The organism is Tabrizicola piscis (assembly GCF_003940805.1).
In the GTDB taxonomy this organism is placed as follows: domain Bacteria; phylum Pseudomonadota; class Alphaproteobacteria; order Rhodobacterales; family Rhodobacteraceae; genus Tabrizicola; species Tabrizicola piscis.
Map to the genome: position 1 here is coordinate 569386 of NZ_CP034328.1, position 16855 is coordinate 586240.

The following is a 16855-nucleotide window of genomic DNA, read 5'->3' on the forward strand; positions in this document are numbered from 1 at the left end:
CGGTACTCCCCGGAATTTTCAAAAATTCCGGACCGGAGCCTTCAAAGGCTCCGCCCCGATTTCTTCGAAGAAATCGGCCCCCGGCGTCAGTCGAACAGGGCTGCATGCTCCCGGCGCAATTCAGCCTTCTGCACCTTGCCCATCGCGTTGCGCGGCAGGTCCGCCAGCACCAGCACCCGCTTCGGAATCTTGAACGCCGCAAGCCGCGCGCGCAGCGCGTCCCGCATCGCCCCTTCCTCCAGCGTGGCACCCGGCACTGGCACGACACAGGCCACCACCGCCTCGCCGAAATCGGCATGCGGCAGGCCGATCACGGCGGATGCCGCCACCCCCGGCAGATCGTCGATCGCCGCCTCAACCTCCGCCGGATAGACATTCAGCCCGCCAGTAATCACCAGATCCTTCGCCCGTCCCAGAATCGACAGATAGCCTTCGGCATCAAAGGCCCCAAGATCCCCGGTCACGAACCAGCCGTCCCGGAACTCGCGCGCGGTCTGCTCGGGCATCCGCCAGTAGCCGCCAAACACGTTCGGCCCCCGCACCTCAATCGACCCGGCCTCGCCCGCTGGCAGGGGCCGCCCGTCCGCCCCCGTCACCCGCACCTCGACACCCGGCAAGGCCATCCCCACGGTGCCGGCCCGCCGGTCGCCGTCATAGGGGTTTGAGGTGATCATGTTCGTCTCGGTCATCCCGTAGCGTTCCAGAATGGCCATCCCCGTCCGCGCCCGCCATTCGGCATGGGTCGCGGGCGACAGGGGGGCCGACCCGCTGATAAACAGCCGCATATGCGCGCAAGCCGCCCGGTCAAGCCGTGGGTCGGCAAGCAGGCGCGAATAGAAGGTCGGCACACCCATCATGACAGTGGCCCCGGGCAGTGCCGCCAGCACCGCATCGGGGCTGAAACTCCGCTGAAAGATCATCGAGGCGCCTGCGAACAGCACACAGTTCGTGGCAACAAACAGCCCATGGGTGTGAAACACCGGCAAGGCATGCAGCAGCACATCGCCTTCGGCAAACCGCCACAGACCGACCAGCGCTTCGGCGTTGGAGGCAAGGTTTTCCCGGCTCAGCATCACCCCTTTCGACCGCCCCGTGGTCCCCGAGGTGTAAAGGATCGCCGCAAGGTCATCCGGCCCGCAGATTGGGTCAACATAGGTCGATTCTGCCTGAGATGCGATCGCAAGAAACGATCCCAAGCCCATGGCATTCTGTGATTTTCTGGAAATATCCCCAACGCGGCCTTCCTCAACCAGCGCCAGCGCAGGCTCGGCATCAGTCAGGAAATGCGCGGTCTCTGCCACGGTATAGCCGGGGTTCACCGGCAGAAAAACCACGCCCGCACGCAGACAGGCAAGGTACAGCGCCAGCACAGCCTCACACTTGTCGACCTGCACCAGCAGCCGGTCGCCCTTGACCAACCCCAGCTTGGTCAGCGCATTGGCCATCCGCGCCGTTTCGGCCAGAAGGTCGCCATAGGTGACAGGCTCCGCCCCCTGCAGCCAGACCCGCCCCGGCGTTGCCGCCCCGGCCTTCAACTTCGCGATGACATCCACGCTCATGCCGCCCCCCTTGCCCTTGGGGCATTTACCCGCAGGCAGGGCCGGGCTGCAACCTCTGACCCCGATCTCAGGCCTTCAGGATTTTCGGCGGCTCGACCGCAGCAGCAAAGGCCTGCAGCACCGGGTCGGCCCCATGCACCTCGGCCAGCCTCAACAGCGCAAAGCGAATGCGCGCAACTTCGCGGTAGTAGTTCAGAAAGGCCGCGTTCAGAGCCGCCCCTGTCACAGCCCCCAGCACCGGCACGGCCTGAACCGCCAGTTTCTGGCCCAACACCGTCGCCAGCTTGGGCGCGATGGTTGAAATCAGGTTCTGCACCGCCGCCCCCGTCACGGTCAGCCGCGCGGTCAGGAAGGACGTGTTCACCCCGTCATCGCTGGCCAAGGGGCTGCCCGCACCAAAGACGCGCAGGCATTCCGCCTGCACCCAAGGCTCCTTCGGGTCAAGCCCCGCCTCTGCTGCCGCCGCACGGATGGCGTTCAGGATCAGCGTCACCGTCACCGGCAGTTCCGCCAAGGAGGTCGCAATCCCCCCGGCCCCGCCCGCAGCACCCGAGGCGACAACGGCCAGCATCGGCCCGCGTGCCCCCATCTCCGGCGCACGGCCCGCAAGGCCGTAGGACGCCTCCAGCGCCCAGGTCACCTTCCGCTCCAGTTGGTCACGCAGCGGGGCGGGGATCAGGGCCAACTGGTTCTCCAGCGACCCGCCCAGCTTGTTGACCAACCGCATCACAGGGCCATTGGCCCGGCGATACCGCGCGGCCAGCGCCGCGATCTCATCAGCGGGGTCGTTCTTTACGGCAACGGGATATGCAATCTGCTCCATGCATGGAATATGGCCCCACTTCGCCGCCACACAATGCCCCCGGGGTCGCTTTCCTGCACGCCCCCACCCCCTCAGGTCGCTTTGGCAACCTTGCCGGTCACCCCCGCCCAGGCCGCGGCCTTCAGCTCCAGCCCCAGCACGCGGTCGGGGTTGGTGGGCGGCGGCATCTCCACGCCCTCCAGCTTGCGAAAGCCGAACCGGCCGTAATAGGGCGCATCCCCGACCAGCAGCACCCGTTCCCACCCCAGCCGCCGCGCTTCTGCCAGGCTTTCGTTGATCAGAAGCCCCCCCAACCCCTCACCCTGCCGTGTCGGGTGCACGGCGATGGGGCCCAGCAGCAGCACATCCTCCTCGCCGATCAGCGCGGGCCAGTAGCGGATCACCGCCGCCAGTGTGCCGTCATCATCCCTGAGGGTCAGGCACAGCGGCGCCACCGTCGGCACACCGTCGCGCAGACGGTAGGACGACAACGCCGTCCGACCGGGCGCGAAGCAGAGGTCATAGAGCGCCTCTACCTCCCACCAGTCGGCCTCGGTTTCTTCTTCCAGCCGGTACACGCCCACCCGCCCCCGATTCTGCTTGAAGCGGGCCGTAACATGCGGCCAAGTCAGGATCAAATCATGAAAGGCGCCTGCATGTTCTACCGCCCCGCCGATGGCCATGGCCTGCCGCACAGCCCCTTCTCGGCGATCGTCTCACCCCGACCGATCGGCTGGATTTCAACCCGCAGCGCCACGGGCGACAACCTTGCCCCCTATTCCTTCTTCAACGCGGTCGGCTACCACCCGCCGCAGGTGATGTTTGCCGGCGACCTGCGCGACAGCATGCAGAACGCGCTCGACAGCGGGGTCTTCGCCGTGAACGTGGTCGAGGCGGCATCACTGCAGCAGATGAACGCCACCTCGGCCCGCTTTCCGCGTGGAACCGATGAATTCACCAAGGCCGGCGTGGCAAAGGCCGAATGCAGCGCCATCGACTGCCCCCGCGTCGCCGATGCGCCCGCAACGCTGGAATGCCGCGTGATCCGGATGGTGGAGCTTCTGGGCGACGAACGGATGGTTCTGGGTGAGGTGGTCGGCATCCACCTGCGTGATGACTGTCTGGTGGACGGACGCTTTGACGTCACCCGCTACCAGCCCGCCGCCCGGCTGGGCTATAGCGACTACACCTTCGTGCGCGAACTGGTATCATTGCGCCGCCCATAGGCCGCACTGCACGGGTTTGAACCGGGGTGGGCGACACGCGCACCCCGGCGCAGTGGTCAGCCTGCCACAGCCTCAAGGTCTGCTTCGGCAAGGCTGTCGGGCTCCATCTCACCACGCTGCACCGACGCGATGTCGCTGACCGCAAGCCCTGCCGCCACATCAAACACGCCCGACATTGGCCGTTCGGTCACCACAAGGTCGACCGGATCGGCACAGAACCCCAACAGGGTATCGGCCACGTCCTTGGCCGCGCGCTTGGACGCGCGCTTTTTCTGAAAGCTGAACACCTCGTCCACCTGCCCCGGCAGGCTGAACCGTGCCGACATCATCCTGCGGTTCACCATCAGGATGCGCGCCACGCGGTCCTGCCCGGTCACGACCACTTCATTCGGGTCATGCACGATGCACAGCCGCTCCAGAAGGGCCTCTTGCCGGGCGGTCGCGTCGGCTTTGGCGGGCAGCGGCAGCGGCGTGATCCGGCGCAGCACCATGGCATGCCGTCTTTCGCTGTCAGCCACTGCCACAGGCTCGGCCACTACGGGCTCGGGCGCGTCAAGGTAGGGTTCAAGTTGCAGGACCATGCTTCTGGTCGGCGCGGCCGTGTCAGCCGTGCCCGCATGTTCCGCGTTCGCGCAAACCTCAAGCAGCGCAAGCGCCACATCCGGGCTGGCAGTTTCGGGGCGTACGGGCTTTCGCCACAGGAAAAAATCTCGCAGGAACACGGGCGTTCTCCCTTTTCTGATCGGGGCTGTCCGGCAAGCGCCGCCCCTACGGATTTGTTGGCACACTTGGAACCAAAGCGGGCACTGGCATCACGCTCTTGCTGCAGCATCGGGGCAACAGCATTCGCACAACCACAACGTAACTCAGCCGTGCGGATCTTAGTCCCCGTGTTCGAACCCGGGCGCCCATTTACCGCACGTCAAGGTTGTAGTCCCAAGCCATTCAGGCACCAATGTGGCGAGTTTGTGCCCGAACAACGATTGCCCGGATTTCTGCCCGAAATGTCGTGTTAGTCTGGCCGCTATGCCTATCAACCGGGCTTGGCGGCCCGCCCTGCCCGCGCCATAGTGCCGGCGAAAAAGGCAGGGGATCGGGATGGCACAGATCGAGATATTTGGCGAAATCGAAGGCCAGCCGGTTCACAGCCTTACCCTGACCGCGGATGGCGGCCTGCGTCTGACCCTTCTGACCTATGGCGCGCGGCTGATGCAGCTTTGGGCACCGGATCGTGCCGGAGGGCTGGCCGATGTCGTCCTTGGCCATGACAGCCTGACCGATTACCAGACCCAAGGCGGCTATCTGGGTGCCACCTGTGGCCGCTTTGCCAACCGCATCGCCGGGGGGCAGTTCTGGCTGGACGGGGCGCGGCATCAGCTTGCCCTGAACGAAGGCCCGAACCAGTTGCACGGCGGCCCGCGCGGGTTTGATGGCGTGGTCTGGGCGATCGCCGACCACTCGGACAGCCATGTGACCTTCACCCATACCTCGCCAGATGGCGATATGGGCTATCCCGGAGCGGTCGACCTGCGCTGCACCTACCGGATCGACGGGCTGCGCCTGACAATCGAGATGACGGCCACCACGGATGCGCCGACGGTGGTCAATCTGGCGCACCACAGCTACTTCAATCTGGCCGGGCAAGGGTCGGGGGATGTGCTGGGCCACAGCCTGCAGATCGCGGCCCGGCATTACTTGCCGGTCGATGCATCACTCATTCCCACCGGCGCGGTCCTGCCTGTTGCGGGCACGGCGTTCGACTTTACCCAAGCCCGTCCCATCGGGCACGCCCTGCCGGGGCCGGGCGGCTTTGACCATTGCTTCTGCCTGTCCGACCCCCTTGTCAGGACCGAAGGCCCCCTCCTCCGCCCCTGCCTCACGCTGATGGACCTCGCGTCGGGGCGCCGCCTGCGGCTGTCCGCCAATGCTCCGGGGCTGCAGGTCTACACCGGCGCGCATTTTGCCGGGACACCGGGCAAGGCCGGGGCGACCTATGGCCGGTACGCCGGGGTGGCGCTGGAAACCCAAGGCTTCCCCGACGCGCCGAACCAACCGCAGTTCCCCTCGGCCCGGCTGGACCCGGGGCAGACCTACCAACATCTGATGCTTTGCGATTTCACCCCCGCCTGACGCGGGCGGGTGGCCGGGCGGATCTAGCGTGGTTAACGAACCATGAATGTCCGCGTCCAAATTATTGATATCATTGAAGTTTCAAAATGTCCCTGCAAGGGACAGTCAGAACCGCGCCCCTTTCGGGCGCGGTTCCATGGCTCTCTGCCTCAGCGGTAGGGGTAGCCCGCCTTCGTCATCGTGTCGGCGTATTTCTTGAACGCCTCCACCACCCGCGCCGACCGGGGCGAGGATGCGGCCACCTCATCCCAGAAGCCGTTGGAATCCGACAGCACCTGCGCCCATTCTTCATCCGGCAGCGAGGTCAGCTCCATCTTCTCCCCCTCGACCCGCAGCTTCGCCTCACCGCCCCAGTACCAGACCTGACGATAGTAATGGGACTGGTCGATGGTGATCTTGAACAGCTCCTGCAGATGCGGCGGGACCTTCTGCCAGCTGGCGGTGTTGGCAAAGTAGCTGCCGAACCACGCCCCCGTGACCGAGTTCGACAGGGCGTATTTGCAGACATCGGCCCAGCCCACCTCGTAAGCCTCGGTAAAGCCGCACCACGCCACACCGTCAATCTCGCCGGTCTGCATCGCGACTTCCACGTTGTCCCACGGGATCGTCACCGGGATCAGGCCATACTTCGCCAGGAACTTGCCCGCCGTCGGCACCCCGAACACCCGCAGACCCGCCATGTCGGCGAGGCTACGGATCGGCTTGTCCACGGTGAAGATATGCAGCGGGTCCCAGGCGCCGGCGGAAAGCCAGGTCACGCCTTCAACCTCGCTATAGGCCTCTTCCCAGATTTCCTTCAGCCCGTAATACTGAAACAGCGCCGGCACATCGAGGCTGTAGCGGGTGGCAAAAGGGAAGTACCCTCCAAAGACCGAGATATCGACGGGCGAGGCCATCGTCGCCTCGTCCGACTGCACCGCATCCAGAGTGCCGTTCTGCAGCGCGCGGAACAGGTCAGCGGTGGGGACCAGCTGGTCGGCGTAGTAAAGCTCGATCTCCATCTCGCCATTGGCGGCGGCGTTGAAGGCTTCGATCTGCGGCTTGATCACATGCGCCCCCAGCGGCGCGCCCGAGTAGGTCTGCAGACGCCACTTGATCGGCGCGCTTTGGGCGTTGACGTAAGGTGCCGCGAGGGTGGCCCCCGCCACCGCCCCGGCGCCCACGACCGACTGGCGCAGGAAGCTGCGGCGGCTGGCAAGGATCGCCTCGGACGGGCTAAGTGGTTTCTTCTGGTCTGTCATGTCGGTCTCTCCTGTCGTTATGGGCTTCTTCGGGCCCTGGGTGGTGGTTTAAACTCAGCCCCGCACGTTGATCTGTTCGGGCAGCCATAGGGCGATCTGGGGGAAGATCATCAAAAGCACGATCGTCAGCATCATGATCGCGGCAAAGGGCCAGATTGACCGATAGATGTCCGACAGGCTGAAATCCTTCGGCGCAAGCGAGCGCATCAGGAACAGGTTATAGCCGAAGGGCGGCGTGATGTAGGCGATCTGGCAGGTGATCGTGTAAAGGATACCGTACCAGATCAGCTGGTTGTCAAAGCCAAGGTCAAGCGTGCCGACCAGCGGGATGTAAAGCGGCGCCACGATCACCAGCATCGCGGTATCGTCCAGGAACATGCCGAGCAGCAGGAAGCTGATCTGCATCATGATGATGATCATCCAGGGCGAAAGCTCCCACTGGGTGATGAACAGCGTCTCGATCGCGCGGACTGCGCCTAGGCCGTCAAACACCGCGCCAAAGGCAAGGGCCGCGAGGATCAGCCACAGGAACATGCAGGACACCGACAGAGTCTTCATCGACGTCTCGCGGATCATTACCCAACTGAACCGCCCCTTCAAAACCGCCGCCAGCGTCGCGCAGGTCGCGCCCACGGCTGAACTTTCGACAAGGCTGGTGACGCCAAACACGAAAAGCCCGGTCATGAAGAAGAAGATCGCAAGAGGGATGATCCCGGCCTTGGCCAGCGCCAGCTTTTCGCGGAAGGGCATGTTCAGCTCTTCCTCGGGGACCGCGGGGGCCAGCTTGGGGTTCAGCTTGGCGCGGATCAGGATGTAGATGATGAACATCGACGCCATCAGAAGGCCCGGCATGATGCCCGCGAACCACAGCTTTGACACGGGCTGCCGCGCGATCATGCCGTAAAGGACCAGCACGACCGACGGCGGGATCAGAATGCCCAGCGACGACCCGCCCTGCACCACGCCCGAAATCAGCACCTTGTCATAGCCCCGGCGGATCATCTCGGGGAGCGCAATCGTGGCGCCAATGGCCATACCGGCCACCGACAGCCCGTTCATCGCCGAGATGATGACCATCAGAAGGATCGTGCCGATGGCCAAGCCGCCCGGAATCCGCCCGAACCAGACATGCAGCATCTTGTAGAGGTCTTCGGCGATCCCGGATTCCGCCAGGATGTAGCCCATGTAGATGAACATGGGCAGCGTCAGCATGGCGTACCAGTTGAACAGCTTGAACACCTGGTTGTAGGGCAGCTCAATCGCGCCTTCGCCGTAAAGCAGCAGTGCCGCCCCGGCGGCGACAAATCCGATGGCGGCAAAGACCCGCTGGCCGGTGACCAGCAGGAGCGCCATCGAGGCGAACATCAGCAGGGCAATCATCTCATACGACATTCAGAGATGCTCCCCGCGCAGGGTGGCTACGTGCTTGAAGACCAGCGAGAAGGCCTGCATCAGCATCAGCACCAGACAGGCGGTCAACAGCGCCTTGATCGGGATGACCGACGGGTTCCACATGGAAAACCGCCGCTCACCCGTTTCGATGGCGTATTGCAAGGATGAGATGCTGCCCACCAGCATGACCCCAAGGTAGAAGATCAGGCAACCGACGGTGAACAGGTCCAGCTTGGCTTTTCCCCGGTCCGACAGGTTGGCATACCAAAGGTCCATCCGCACATGTTCGTTGTTTTTCAAGGTGATGGGACCGCCCATGAAGTAGTAGGCCGCGAGGGTAAACTGGGTGAATTCGATCGCCCAGTGGATCGGGATGTTCAGCACGTTGCGGGTGATCGCGTCAAAGATCAGCGTCGCGCCCATCACGAAGATCAGTGACGCGGCAAGGTAGCCCACATAATCGGACATCTTGTCGGTCAGCCGGACATAGGCCTTGATCACCTGCGGCATGACGCCCCCGGATATGCGGTCAGGTCCATAGCTCTACCCCTCTGTCGGTGAGCGCCTCTTTGTGCGCCCTTTGCAATTGCCCATCACTGATGATGAGGTCGATCTGGTCGGTGTCGCAGACGGCATAGGCCGCTTGCCGCCCGAATTTCGTGGCATCGGCCAGCACGGTCAGCGTCCGCGCGTTGCGGATCATGGCGCGGGCGATCTGCGCCTCGTCCAGACTGGCATCCATCGCGCCAATGGCGGGATCAATCGCGGCGACGGTCAGGATCGCCCGGTCGGCGCGGAAGGTTTGCAGCTGTTCGATGACCGCGCTGCCCGTGGTCTGCGCATTGTCAGCGCCGTAGCGCCCGCCAAGCAGGTGGACGGTCGCGTCCGACCGGCCCAACCGTTCGGCCAGACGGCAGGAGTTGGTGATGATCGTCAGCCCCGGGATCGTGGCCAGCGTATCGGCGGCGGCAAGCGTTGTGGACCCGGTGTCGATGAAGATCGTTTCACCCGCGGCGACGACATCCCCAAGGCGGCGGCCGATCATCGCCTTTGCCTCGGCCGCGGTGGACTGCCGTTCGCCGTGGCTGGGTTCGGCGATCAGGAACGGCCGCCGCGCCCCGCCATGCACCTTCTGCACCCTGCCGCGTTCGGCGAGCGTTCCCAGATCGCGGCGGATCGTCTCGGACGATACGTCGAAGCGTGCTGCAAGCATGTCGACCGACACTTCCCCTTCGCGCCGGATGATCGCCTCGATCTGAGGCTGTCGTTCGTGCGGCTTCATGGTCATCCCCGCCCCAGCCGACCGGTGAAGGCCGCCAAGGTCAACAGTTTTTTTGACCGGACGGTGAAAATGAGTGACCATCCCGTTGGCGGTCAGCTTGACAGGAATGACCGAATAGTCAATTCATGATGAAAACCACAAGGCAACTTTGTGATGGACACACCCAACCTGCCGGGAAATGCCGAAGGCTTTGATGTGGCGGTCATTGGGGCGGGTGTCGTGGGCTGTGCCCTTGCCCGGGCCTTCACGCTGGCCGGTGCGCGGGTTGTGGTGCTGGAAAAAGCGGCGGATGTGCTGGATGGCGCGTCAAAGGGCAATTCGGCGATCCTGCACACGGGCTTTGATGCGCCGGAGGGGTCGGTTGAACTGGCCTGCATCCGCGAGGGTTATGCGCTCTATCACCAGATTCGCGACCGGCTGGGTCTGCCGCTGATCCGTGCGGGCGCGATGGTGCTGGCATGGTCCGAGGCCGAGGTGGCCGAACTGCCGGCGCTGATGGCGCAGGCGGTGGCCAATGGCGTGACGGATGTTCAGGCGGTGACGGCGGCAGAGGCGCTGCGGCTGGAACCCCAGCTGTCCGCAAAGGTCATGGGCGGCTTTCGCGTGCCGGGGGAACATCTGATCGACCCGTGGTCGGCGGCGCATGGCTATCTTCTGCAGGCGTTGGAGAACGGCGCCACGCTGATGCGGCAGGCCGAGGTGCTGACGGGCAGGCGGTCGCAGGGCGTCTGGCATCTGGCGACCACGGCGGGGGCGGTGCAGGCGGGGCTGGTGATCAACGCAGCCGGCCTTTGGGGCGATGAGGTGGACCGCCGCGTGACCGGGGAAAGCTGGTTCACCATCAAGCCCCGCAAGGGCCAGTTCGTCGTCTATGACAAGACCGCCGCCAGCCTTTTGGGCCATATCCTGCTGCCGGTGCCGACGAAGACCACCAAGGGGATCGTCGTCTGCCGCACTGCCTATGGCAACCTGCTGGTCGGCCCCACGGCGGAAGAGCAGGATGACCGCGAACATGCCACGCTGGACCAGCCCACGCTTCAGGCCCTGATGCAGCGCGGGCAGGACATCCTGCCGGCGCTGGCCGGGCATGAGGTGACGGCGGCCTATGCCGGGCTGCGCCCTGCGACCGAGGAAAAGGAATACCGCATCCGCACCGATCTGGCCGAGGATTACATCTGCGTCGGCGGCATCCGCTCCACCGGCCTGTCTGCCGCCCTTGGGATTGCCGCGCATGTCCTGCGGCTGGCAGAGCGGAGCTATCCACCGTTGGAAAACCCGGTCTGGCCGCAGATGCCCTCGCTTACCGGTGAAGCCCCGCGGGACTGGCAGACGCCCGGCCATGGCGGCATCCTGTGCCATTGCGAACTGGTCACGCGGCGCGAGGTTGAAGCGGCGCTGACCGGCCCGATGGCGGCAGGCAGCATGGGCGGCCTGAAACGCCGCACAAGGGTGACGATGGGGCGCTGTCAGGGGTTTTACTGCTCTGCCGAGCTGGCGCGGATCACCGAGGGCCGTCTGGCGCAACCGATGCTGGGGGGCGGGGATGGCGCAGACTGATGTCATCGTCATCGGCGCGGGCCCCGCTGGCCTGTCGGCCGCGACCGCGCTTGCCCGGCTTGGCGTGGCGGTCACCGTCCTTGACCGCGAGGCTGTGGCGGGCGGCATCCCCCGCCACTGCAACCATCCGCCCTACGGCTTGCGCGAGTTCCGCCGCCTGATGCGAGGCCCGGCCTATGCACAACGGCTGGTGGCCGAGGCGAAAGCGGCAGGCGTCACTATCCGCACGCAGACGACAGTCACATTCCTGCATCCCGGGGGCAGGATCGACGTGACCAGCCCCGAGGGGGTTGAAACCCTTGCCGCCCGCGCTGTCCTTCTAGCCACCGGCGTGCGCGAAACCAGCCGCGCGGCGCGGCTGATCGGCGGGGAAAAACCGGGGGGCGTGATGTCCACCGGGGCGCTGCAGGGGATCGTCCATCTGAACGGCCAGCGCCCGTTTCAGCGCCCGGTGATCCTTGGGACCGAACTCGTCGCCTTTTCGGCGCTGCTGACCTGCCGCCATGCCGGGATCAAACCCGTCGCGATGATCGAGCCCGCCCGCCGGATCACTGCGCGCAGCCCCGCGATCTGGCTGGCGCGGCTGATGGGGGTTCCCGTGCTTCTGGAGGCGACGGTTGACGCGATCCACGGCCGGACCCGGGTGGAAGGCGTGCAGATCGATCGGCGCGGGACGCTTCAGGACATGGCGACCGACGGGGTCATCGTCTCGGGCGGGTTCCGGCCCGAGGCGACGCTCTTGCGCCTGAGCCATCTGGAGGTCGACCCGGGCAGCGGCGGGCCGGTGATCGACCTTTGGGGTCGGTTGTCCGACCCCGCCTACTTCGCGGCGGGAAACCTGCTGCGTGGAGTGGAAACCGCCGGTTGGTGCTGGGCCGAAGGCCGCCGCGTGGCCCGCGCGATCCATGCCGCCTTGCTGGGCCAACTGCCTGCCCCTGAGGTCGCACGGCTGCGGCTTGGGTCGGATGCCGTGCGGCTGGCTTTGCCGCAAGTCCTGCCAATTGACCGGCCAAAACCCAGCCCGGCAGACAGCGGTGCCGCAGATGGCCTGCAACTGCGACTGAACCGACCGGCAAAAGGGCGGCTGCGCCTGATGCAGGACGGGGTCTGCTTGATGGACCGCCGGATCGACAGCCTGCCCGAGCGGCGGATCACCCTGCCCCTGCCCGCCTTGCGCAGCGCGTCGGACGTCACCCTGACGCTGGAGGAACGGTGAGGATCGTCGCCATTGATCAGGGCACCACCAGCACCCGTGCACTGGCGTTGAAGCCTGACGGCGGGCTGGAACCGATCCTGTCGCTTGCCCATGCCCAGACCACGCCTGCCCCCGGCCATGTCGAGCAGGACGCCGGAGAGCTGCTGACCAATGTGCTGCGCTGCCTTCAGGTGTCGGGCGCTGATGTGGTGGGCCTGTCCAATCAGGGCGAAAGCTGTCTGGCTTGGGATGCGCGGGACGGGCGGCCCCTGGGGCCTGTCATCTCATGGCAGGATGACCGGACGGCGGATGCGGTGGCCCAATTGGCGCAGGATGGTGCCGCGCCGCTGGTGATGGTACGGGCGGGGCTGCCGCTTGACCCGTATTTTTCCGCCTCGAAACTGGGGTGGATGCTGCGCAACCTGCCACGGGTGGCCGAGGCTGCCCGGCACGGCCACTTGCGCCTTGGCACCACGGATGCCTTTTTCCGCGACCGGCTGACCGGGCGGTTTGAAACCGATGTGGCGACCGCGTCACGCACGTCGCTGATGTCGCTGGCAACCGGGCGGTGGGACCCGGATCTTTGCGCGCTGTTCGGGGTGCCGATGGACGCCCTGCCCCGGATCACCCAGACTTCGGGCGATCTTGGCACCCTGCCGGGTGGGGCACGGCTTGCGGCGTCCATTGTCGATCAGCAGGCGGCGCTTTATGGCCATGGCTGCCGGCGGCCGGGGGAAACGAAGGTCACCTTCGGCACCGGGGCCTTTGCGCAATGCGTCACGGGCGGGCTGGTCGCGCCGGGCGCCTCGGGCGTCTTGCCGACCGTGGCCTGGCAGGCCGAGGGGGCACCGGTCACCTATGCGCTGGATGGCGGTGTCTATGCGGCGGCCAGCGCGGTGAACTGGGCGCGGGAGCTTGGGCTTTTCGCTGACTATGCCGCGATTGCCAGCTTTCCCGGCGCGGCGATTGACCGGGGTCTGGCCTTCGTACCCGCCCTTGTCGGCCTTGGCTGCCCACATTGGAACCGGCAGGCGCGCGGGGCTTGGCTGGGCCTTGGGCTTGCCGATGGCAAGGGGGACCTGATGCAGGCCCTTCTGGAAGGCATCGCCCTGCGCACCGCCGAGGTTTTGGCGGCGATGGCCGGTCTGCAGCCGGTCGTGGGGCGGGTCTCCATCGACGGGGGGCTGTCGCAAAACCCCTATTTTACCGCTTTTCTGGCCGACACGCTGGGGCGCGATCTGTTTTTGTCGGACGAGGCGGAACTGACCGCCGCGGGCCTTGCCCGGATGGCCGCCGAGGCGGCTGGCCTGTCGGTGCCCGAGGTCTGGCCGGGCCGGGTCCTGACCGGGCGCCAGACCGGGGCCACGTCAGACCGCCTTGCCCGCTTTGCCAAGGCCCGGCGCGCGGTGGAAGGCTATGCGGGTTGAGCCCTAGCGCCCGGCCTTCTGTGCCGCGGCCCGGATCTCGCCCAGGCTGGCGCGGGGGGTCAGGGCTTCGGCAGAGATTGCCAGATCAAGGACCGCACCGCTGGGCGAGGCGATGGCGCGGGCAAAGGCGGCGGGGAAATCTTCCGTCGTCTCCACCCGCTCGGCGTGGAAGCCATAGGCCTGCGCGAGTGCCACGAAGTCGGGGTTGACCATGTCGGTGCCCGAAACCCTGGCCGGAAACTCACGCTCCTGATGCGCGCGGATCGTGCCGTAGATGCCGTTGTTCAGGATCAGGATCACCGGCTGGGCATTCGCTTGCTTTGCCGTGGCCAGTTCCTGCGATGTCATCTGGAAATCGCCATCCCCGGCAAAGCAGACCACCAGCCGGTCCGGATGCGCGACCTTGGCGGCGATGGCAGCGGGCACGCCATAGCCCATCGCCCCCGACTGTGGTGCCAAGAGGCGCGACCGGGGACCGTATTGCAGGAACTTGTTCGGCCAGACGGCAAAGTTGCCGGCCCCGTTCGTCACGATGGCATCGGCGGGCAGGACGTCTCGCAGATGCGCGGTGCAGACCCCCATGTCCACGGGCGAAGGCAAGGGCCCAAGCTGAAGCGAGGCCAGATAGTCGGCCCGCGCCGCTTCTCGCCACCCTGACCATGACCCTGTGACCGGGCGCAAGGCGGCGGCAAAGGCGTTTGGCCCGGCCTGCAGGCCAATCGCAGGGCGGTAGATCTTGCCAAGCTCGGCGTCGGAGGCATGGACGTGGATCAGCGTCTGTTTTGGCGTGGGTACGTCCAGCAGCGTGTAGCCATCCGTCGTCATCTCGCCAAAGCGCAAGTTCAGGGCGAGGATCACATCCGCCTCGCGGATCAGGCGCTTGACGTGGGGCGGCATGCCGACCCCCGCCTCGCCCGCGTAGACGGGGGAGTGATTGTCGAACTGATCCTGATAACGGAAGGCGGCGAGTGTCGGCAGGTCGGAGGCTTCGGCAAAGGCCTGCAGTGCTGTGCGACCGGCGGGCGTCCAGTTGCAGCCGCCAAGCATGAGGAGCGGGCGTTCGGCTGCGGCCAAGAGCGCCAGCGCCTTGGCAAGCGCGCCTGCTTCGGGCGCTGGTTCAGCGATCTGCAGCGGCGCGGTCAGCGGGGCCACATCGGACAGGCTGGTCAGCATATCCTCAGGCAGGGCCATCACAACCGGGCCGGGGCGACCGGACAGAGCAACCGTCCAGGCGCGGGACAGAAGTTCGGGGATCCGCTCGACCCGGTCCACCTCGACCACCCATTTCGCCATGGTGCCAAAGACCGCGCGGTAGTCGAGTTCTTGAAACGCCTCACGACCGCGCATGTCAGTACCGACCTGACCCACGAACAGGATCATCGGCGCGGAATCCTGCATCGCTGTATGCACGCCGATGGCAGCATTGGTCGCACCGGGGCCGCGCGTCACCATGCAGATGCCGGGACTGCCCGTCAGCTTGCCCCAGGCCGCCGCCATGAAGGCCGCTCCGCCTTCCTGCCGGCACAGCACATAGTCCAGCCGTCCAGCGGTGTCATGCAGCGCGTCGAGCACCGCGAGGTAGCTTTCCCCGGGCACGCCAAAGGCCTTGGTCGCCCCAAGGCCCAGCAGGCTTTGCACCAGGATCTGACCACCGTTGCGCATCATCATTCATTTGCCTTCCGTTGCCCTGCCCCGGCAATCTGCATGGTTTTGCCGGGGACCGGAAGGGTGTGAGGCGCGAACCGGGCCGAAGGATCGTCAGGGGTTGGTCGTGGCCTCGGGTACGGGGGTGGCAGCTGCGGCGGCCATCTCTTCGATCTGGGCCTGAAGCGCTGCCGCCTGATCGGCCAGTGCCGCCCGCTCAGCCCCGACCGCGGCGAGCTGGTCTGAAAGCGCGGACTTTTCCCCTTCAAGCGCCGAAACCTGATCCGTGAGTGCCGCCTTGTCCGCCTCAAGCGTTGCGACCGTTCCGGTCAGTGCTGCGACCTGTTCGGTCAGCGCAGCCGTGTCGGATTGCACTGCCGTGGCGGCATCCGCCGCAGCCTTGACCGCGTCATCAACCTGGGCCTGCAGACGCGCGACTTCTTCCGTCAGGGTCGTCTTTTCCGCCTCAAGCGCTGTCACGGCGTCAGTCCGAGCGGTCAGGTCGGCTTGCAAGGCATTGCCTTGCTGGCTGCTTTGATAGGCGAAAAAGCCAAGGATGGCGACAGCCGCCACCAGAATGCCAAGGATCAGGTTTCGCATCGTATCGCCCCTTCCGCTGCTTCAACGTCGGGCAAACCACATCACAACCCCCAGCATCGCACAACCCTCTTGCCAACGGCGGCCGCTAGGCCGGATCGCCCTGACGGTTGCCCGCAGCATCCAGCCACCATGCCGACATCCGGGCCTCGGCACGCTGCCGGTCGTCATCCGTCGCAGGCGGCGGGACAAGGGTCCGGTAGCAGGTGACCCCGGCAATCGTCAGCTCGCCAAAGGCGTCATGGCCAAGGCGAGCCGTGAAAACCTTGTTGATCAGAAAGGGGCTGAGCTCATCCGGGCGCGCGCAGTCGGGGTCGGCGATGATCTGGTCCAGGCGCAGGCGCTTTGCCTCCTCAGCCGCAAGGATGCGCGCCACGTCCGCCCGGAAGACGGGTTCGGTAGCGATATAGGCGTCCAGCGCGGGTACCGGTTTCAGGCCGGGCTTTTTCAGCTTCAGATGTCCCCCAAGATAAAGCGCCTTCAGCACGCGTGCCCCGATGGGCGAGGTCAGTTGGACCGAGGCATCGTGGAAGGCAAGGTCTCGATCCTCATCCGACAAGGGCAGGACGGCGGGCCGCCCTTCAACCACCGCCCGACGCAGGGCAGCAAGCGCGGGGGTGCGGTGGACATGGGGGATCAGGTCGATGACCGACAAAGCCGGTGTCATGCGCGCCCGGATGTCCCACAGCATTGTGCCCGCCCCTTCGTCGCGGCGGACCCAACTGCCCGCCGGGCGTGCATAGCGGGGTGGTGGTTGGGCGTCCAGCCGCGGCAGAAGGGGCGCGGCAACGGGCCTGCCCCGC

16 protein-coding genes are annotated in these 16855 nt (G+C 65.9%); 5 read left to right on the forward strand and 11 right to left on the reverse strand.

Features of this window, described 5'->3' with window-relative positions; genetic code table 11:
• Positions 1-86 precede the first annotated feature (86 nt).
• From EI545_RS02680 to EI545_RS02690, 3 genes are all read right to left on the reverse strand, one after another.
• Complete coding sequence (locus tag EI545_RS02680; protein WP_125324040.1) at positions 87-1559, reverse strand: AMP-binding protein; 1473 nt, start codon at positions 1557-1559, stop codon at positions 87-89.
• Positions 1560-1626: 67 nt separating this feature from the next.
• The gene (locus EI545_RS02685) at positions 1627-2382 is read right to left on the reverse strand and encodes an EcsC family protein (RefSeq protein ID WP_125324041.1); all 756 of its coding nucleotides are present in this window, start codon (positions 2380-2382) and stop codon (positions 1627-1629) included.
• 71 nt (positions 2383-2453) lie between these two features.
• Complete coding sequence (locus EI545_RS02690; RefSeq protein WP_125327206.1) at positions 2454-2939, reverse strand: GNAT family N-acetyltransferase; 486 nt, start codon at positions 2937-2939, stop codon at positions 2454-2456.
• A 78-nt stretch (positions 2940-3017) separates the two neighbouring features.
• On the opposite strand from EI545_RS02690, the gene EI545_RS02695 reads away from it, so the two are divergent.
• On the forward strand, positions 3018-3587 hold the full coding sequence (locus EI545_RS02695) for a flavin reductase family protein (RefSeq protein ID WP_125327207.1): 570 nt from the start codon (positions 3018-3020) through the stop codon (positions 3585-3587).
• A gap of 56 nt (positions 3588-3643) precedes the next feature.
• On the opposite strand, the gene EI545_RS02700 is transcribed toward EI545_RS02695, so the two are convergent.
• Positions 3644-4309 carry a hypothetical protein gene (locus EI545_RS02700; RefSeq protein WP_125324042.1) on the reverse strand — a complete coding sequence of 222 codons (666 nt, stop codon included), beginning with the start codon at positions 4307-4309 and terminating at the stop codon, positions 3644-3646.
• Positions 4310-4685: 376 nt separating this feature from the next.
• Here EI545_RS02700 and EI545_RS02705 point away from each other — a divergent pair, with 376 nt between their 5' ends.
• Positions 4686-5717, forward strand: a complete 1032-nt coding sequence (locus EI545_RS02705) for an aldose epimerase family protein (protein WP_125324043.1) — start codon at positions 4686-4688, stop codon at positions 5715-5717.
• 149 nt (positions 5718-5866) lie between these two features.
• Here the strand turns inward: EI545_RS02705 and dctP are convergent, their stop codons facing one another.
• The 4 genes from dctP to EI545_RS02725 are packed head-to-tail and all read right to left on the reverse strand — an operon-like array spanning position 5867 to position 9632.
• Positions 5867-6958 carry a TRAP transporter substrate-binding protein DctP gene (dctP, locus tag EI545_RS02710; protein ID WP_125324044.1) on the reverse strand — a complete coding sequence of 364 codons (1092 nt, stop codon included), beginning with the start codon at positions 6956-6958 and terminating at the stop codon, positions 5867-5869.
• Positions 6959-7012: 54 nt separating this feature from the next.
• Positions 7013-8350: a TRAP transporter large permease gene (locus tag EI545_RS02715; protein WP_125324045.1), complete on the reverse strand. Its 1338-nt coding sequence runs from the start codon at positions 8348-8350 to the stop codon at positions 7013-7015.
• A complete protein-coding gene (locus EI545_RS02720; protein WP_125324046.1) occupies positions 8351-8860 on the reverse strand; it encodes a TRAP transporter small permease subunit in 510 nt (169 codons plus the stop codon).
• Between the two features lie 19 nt (positions 8861-8879).
• Complete coding sequence (locus EI545_RS02725) at positions 8880-9632, reverse strand: DeoR/GlpR family DNA-binding transcription regulator (protein WP_125327208.1); 753 nt, start codon at positions 9630-9632, stop codon at positions 8880-8882.
• 153 nt (positions 9633-9785) lie between these two features.
• Between EI545_RS02725 and EI545_RS02730 the strand changes: the two genes are divergently transcribed.
• Genes EI545_RS02730 through EI545_RS02740 form a run of 3 tightly spaced genes read left to right on the forward strand, consistent with a single transcriptional unit; the run spans position 9786 to position 13811 of the window.
• Positions 9786-11189, forward strand: a complete 1404-nt coding sequence (locus EI545_RS02730) for an NAD(P)/FAD-dependent oxidoreductase (RefSeq protein WP_125324047.1) — start codon at positions 9786-9788, stop codon at positions 11187-11189.
• On the forward strand, positions 11176-12405 hold the full coding sequence (locus tag EI545_RS02735) for an NAD(P)/FAD-dependent oxidoreductase (protein ID WP_125324048.1): 1230 nt from the start codon (positions 11176-11178) through the stop codon (positions 12403-12405). The genes EI545_RS02730 and EI545_RS02735 overlap by 14 nt, the downstream gene beginning before the upstream one ends.
• Positions 12402-13811 carry an FGGY family carbohydrate kinase gene (locus EI545_RS02740; RefSeq protein WP_125324049.1) on the forward strand — a complete coding sequence of 470 codons (1410 nt, stop codon included), beginning with the start codon at positions 12402-12404 and terminating at the stop codon, positions 13809-13811. Before EI545_RS02735 ends, EI545_RS02740 begins: the two co-directional genes overlap by 4 nt.
• A 3-nt stretch (positions 13812-13814) precedes the next feature.
• Here EI545_RS02740 and EI545_RS02745 read toward each other — a convergent pair whose 3' ends face one another.
• The 3 genes from EI545_RS02745 to EI545_RS02755 all read right to left on the reverse strand — a co-directional run bounded on the left by EI545_RS02745 (position 13815) and on the right by EI545_RS02755 (position 16743).
• Positions 13815-15476 (reverse strand): thiamine pyrophosphate-dependent enzyme, encoded by a 1662-nt coding sequence (locus tag EI545_RS02745; protein WP_125327209.1) that lies wholly within the window; start codon positions 15474-15476, stop codon positions 13815-13817.
• Positions 15477-15569: 93 nt separating this feature from the next.
• Positions 15570-16055, reverse strand: coding sequence for a hypothetical protein (locus tag EI545_RS02750; RefSeq protein WP_125324050.1), 486 nt, complete (start codon positions 16053-16055; stop codon positions 15570-15572).
• 85 nt (positions 16056-16140) lie between these two features.
• Positions 16141-16743 carry a hypothetical protein gene (locus tag EI545_RS02755; RefSeq protein WP_164517158.1) on the reverse strand — a complete coding sequence of 201 codons (603 nt, stop codon included), beginning with the start codon at positions 16741-16743 and terminating at the stop codon, positions 16141-16143.
• Between the last annotated feature and the right edge of the window lie 112 nt (positions 16744-16855).

Coding starts and splice junctions, on each gene's coding strand:
- EI545_RS02680 (WP_125324040.1), bottom strand. CDS start 1,559: ATGAGCGTGGATGTCATCGCGAAGTTGAAGGCCGGGGCGGCAACGCCG.
- EI545_RS02685 (WP_125324041.1), bottom strand. CDS start 2,382: ATGGAGCAGATTGCATATCCCGTTGCCGTAAAGAACGACCCCGCTGAT.
- EI545_RS02695 (WP_125327207.1), top strand. CDS start 3,018: ATGTTCTACCGCCCCGCCGATGGCCATGGCCTGCCGCACAGCCCCTTC.
- EI545_RS02705 (WP_125324043.1), top strand. CDS start 4,686: ATGGCACAGATCGAGATATTTGGCGAAATCGAAGGCCAGCCGGTTCAC.
- dctP (WP_125324044.1), bottom strand. CDS start 6,958: ATGACAGACCAGAAGAAACCACTTAGCCCGTCCGAGGCGATCCTTGCC.
- EI545_RS02715 (WP_125324045.1), bottom strand. CDS start 8,350: ATGTCGTATGAGATGATTGCCCTGCTGATGTTCGCCTCGATGGCGCTC.
- EI545_RS02720 (WP_125324046.1), bottom strand. CDS start 8,860: ATGCCGCAGGTGATCAAGGCCTATGTCCGGCTGACCGACAAGATGTCC.
- EI545_RS02725 (WP_125327208.1), bottom strand. CDS start 9,632: ATGAAGCCGCACGAACGACAGCCTCAGATCGAGGCGATCATCCGGCGC.
- EI545_RS02730 (WP_125324047.1), top strand. CDS start 9,786: ATGGACACACCCAACCTGCCGGGAAATGCCGAAGGCTTTGATGTGGCG.
- EI545_RS02735 (WP_125324048.1), top strand. CDS start 11,176: ATGGCGCAGACTGATGTCATCGTCATCGGCGCGGGCCCCGCTGGCCTG.
- EI545_RS02745 (WP_125327209.1), bottom strand. CDS start 15,476: ATGATGCGCAACGGTGGTCAGATCCTGGTGCAAAGCCTGCTGGGCCTT.
- EI545_RS02750 (WP_125324050.1), bottom strand. CDS start 16,055: ATGCGAAACCTGATCCTTGGCATTCTGGTGGCGGCTGTCGCCATCCTT.
- EI545_RS02755 (WP_164517158.1), bottom strand. CDS start 16,743: ATGCTGTGGGACATCCGGGCGCGCATGACACCGGCTTTGTCGGTCATC.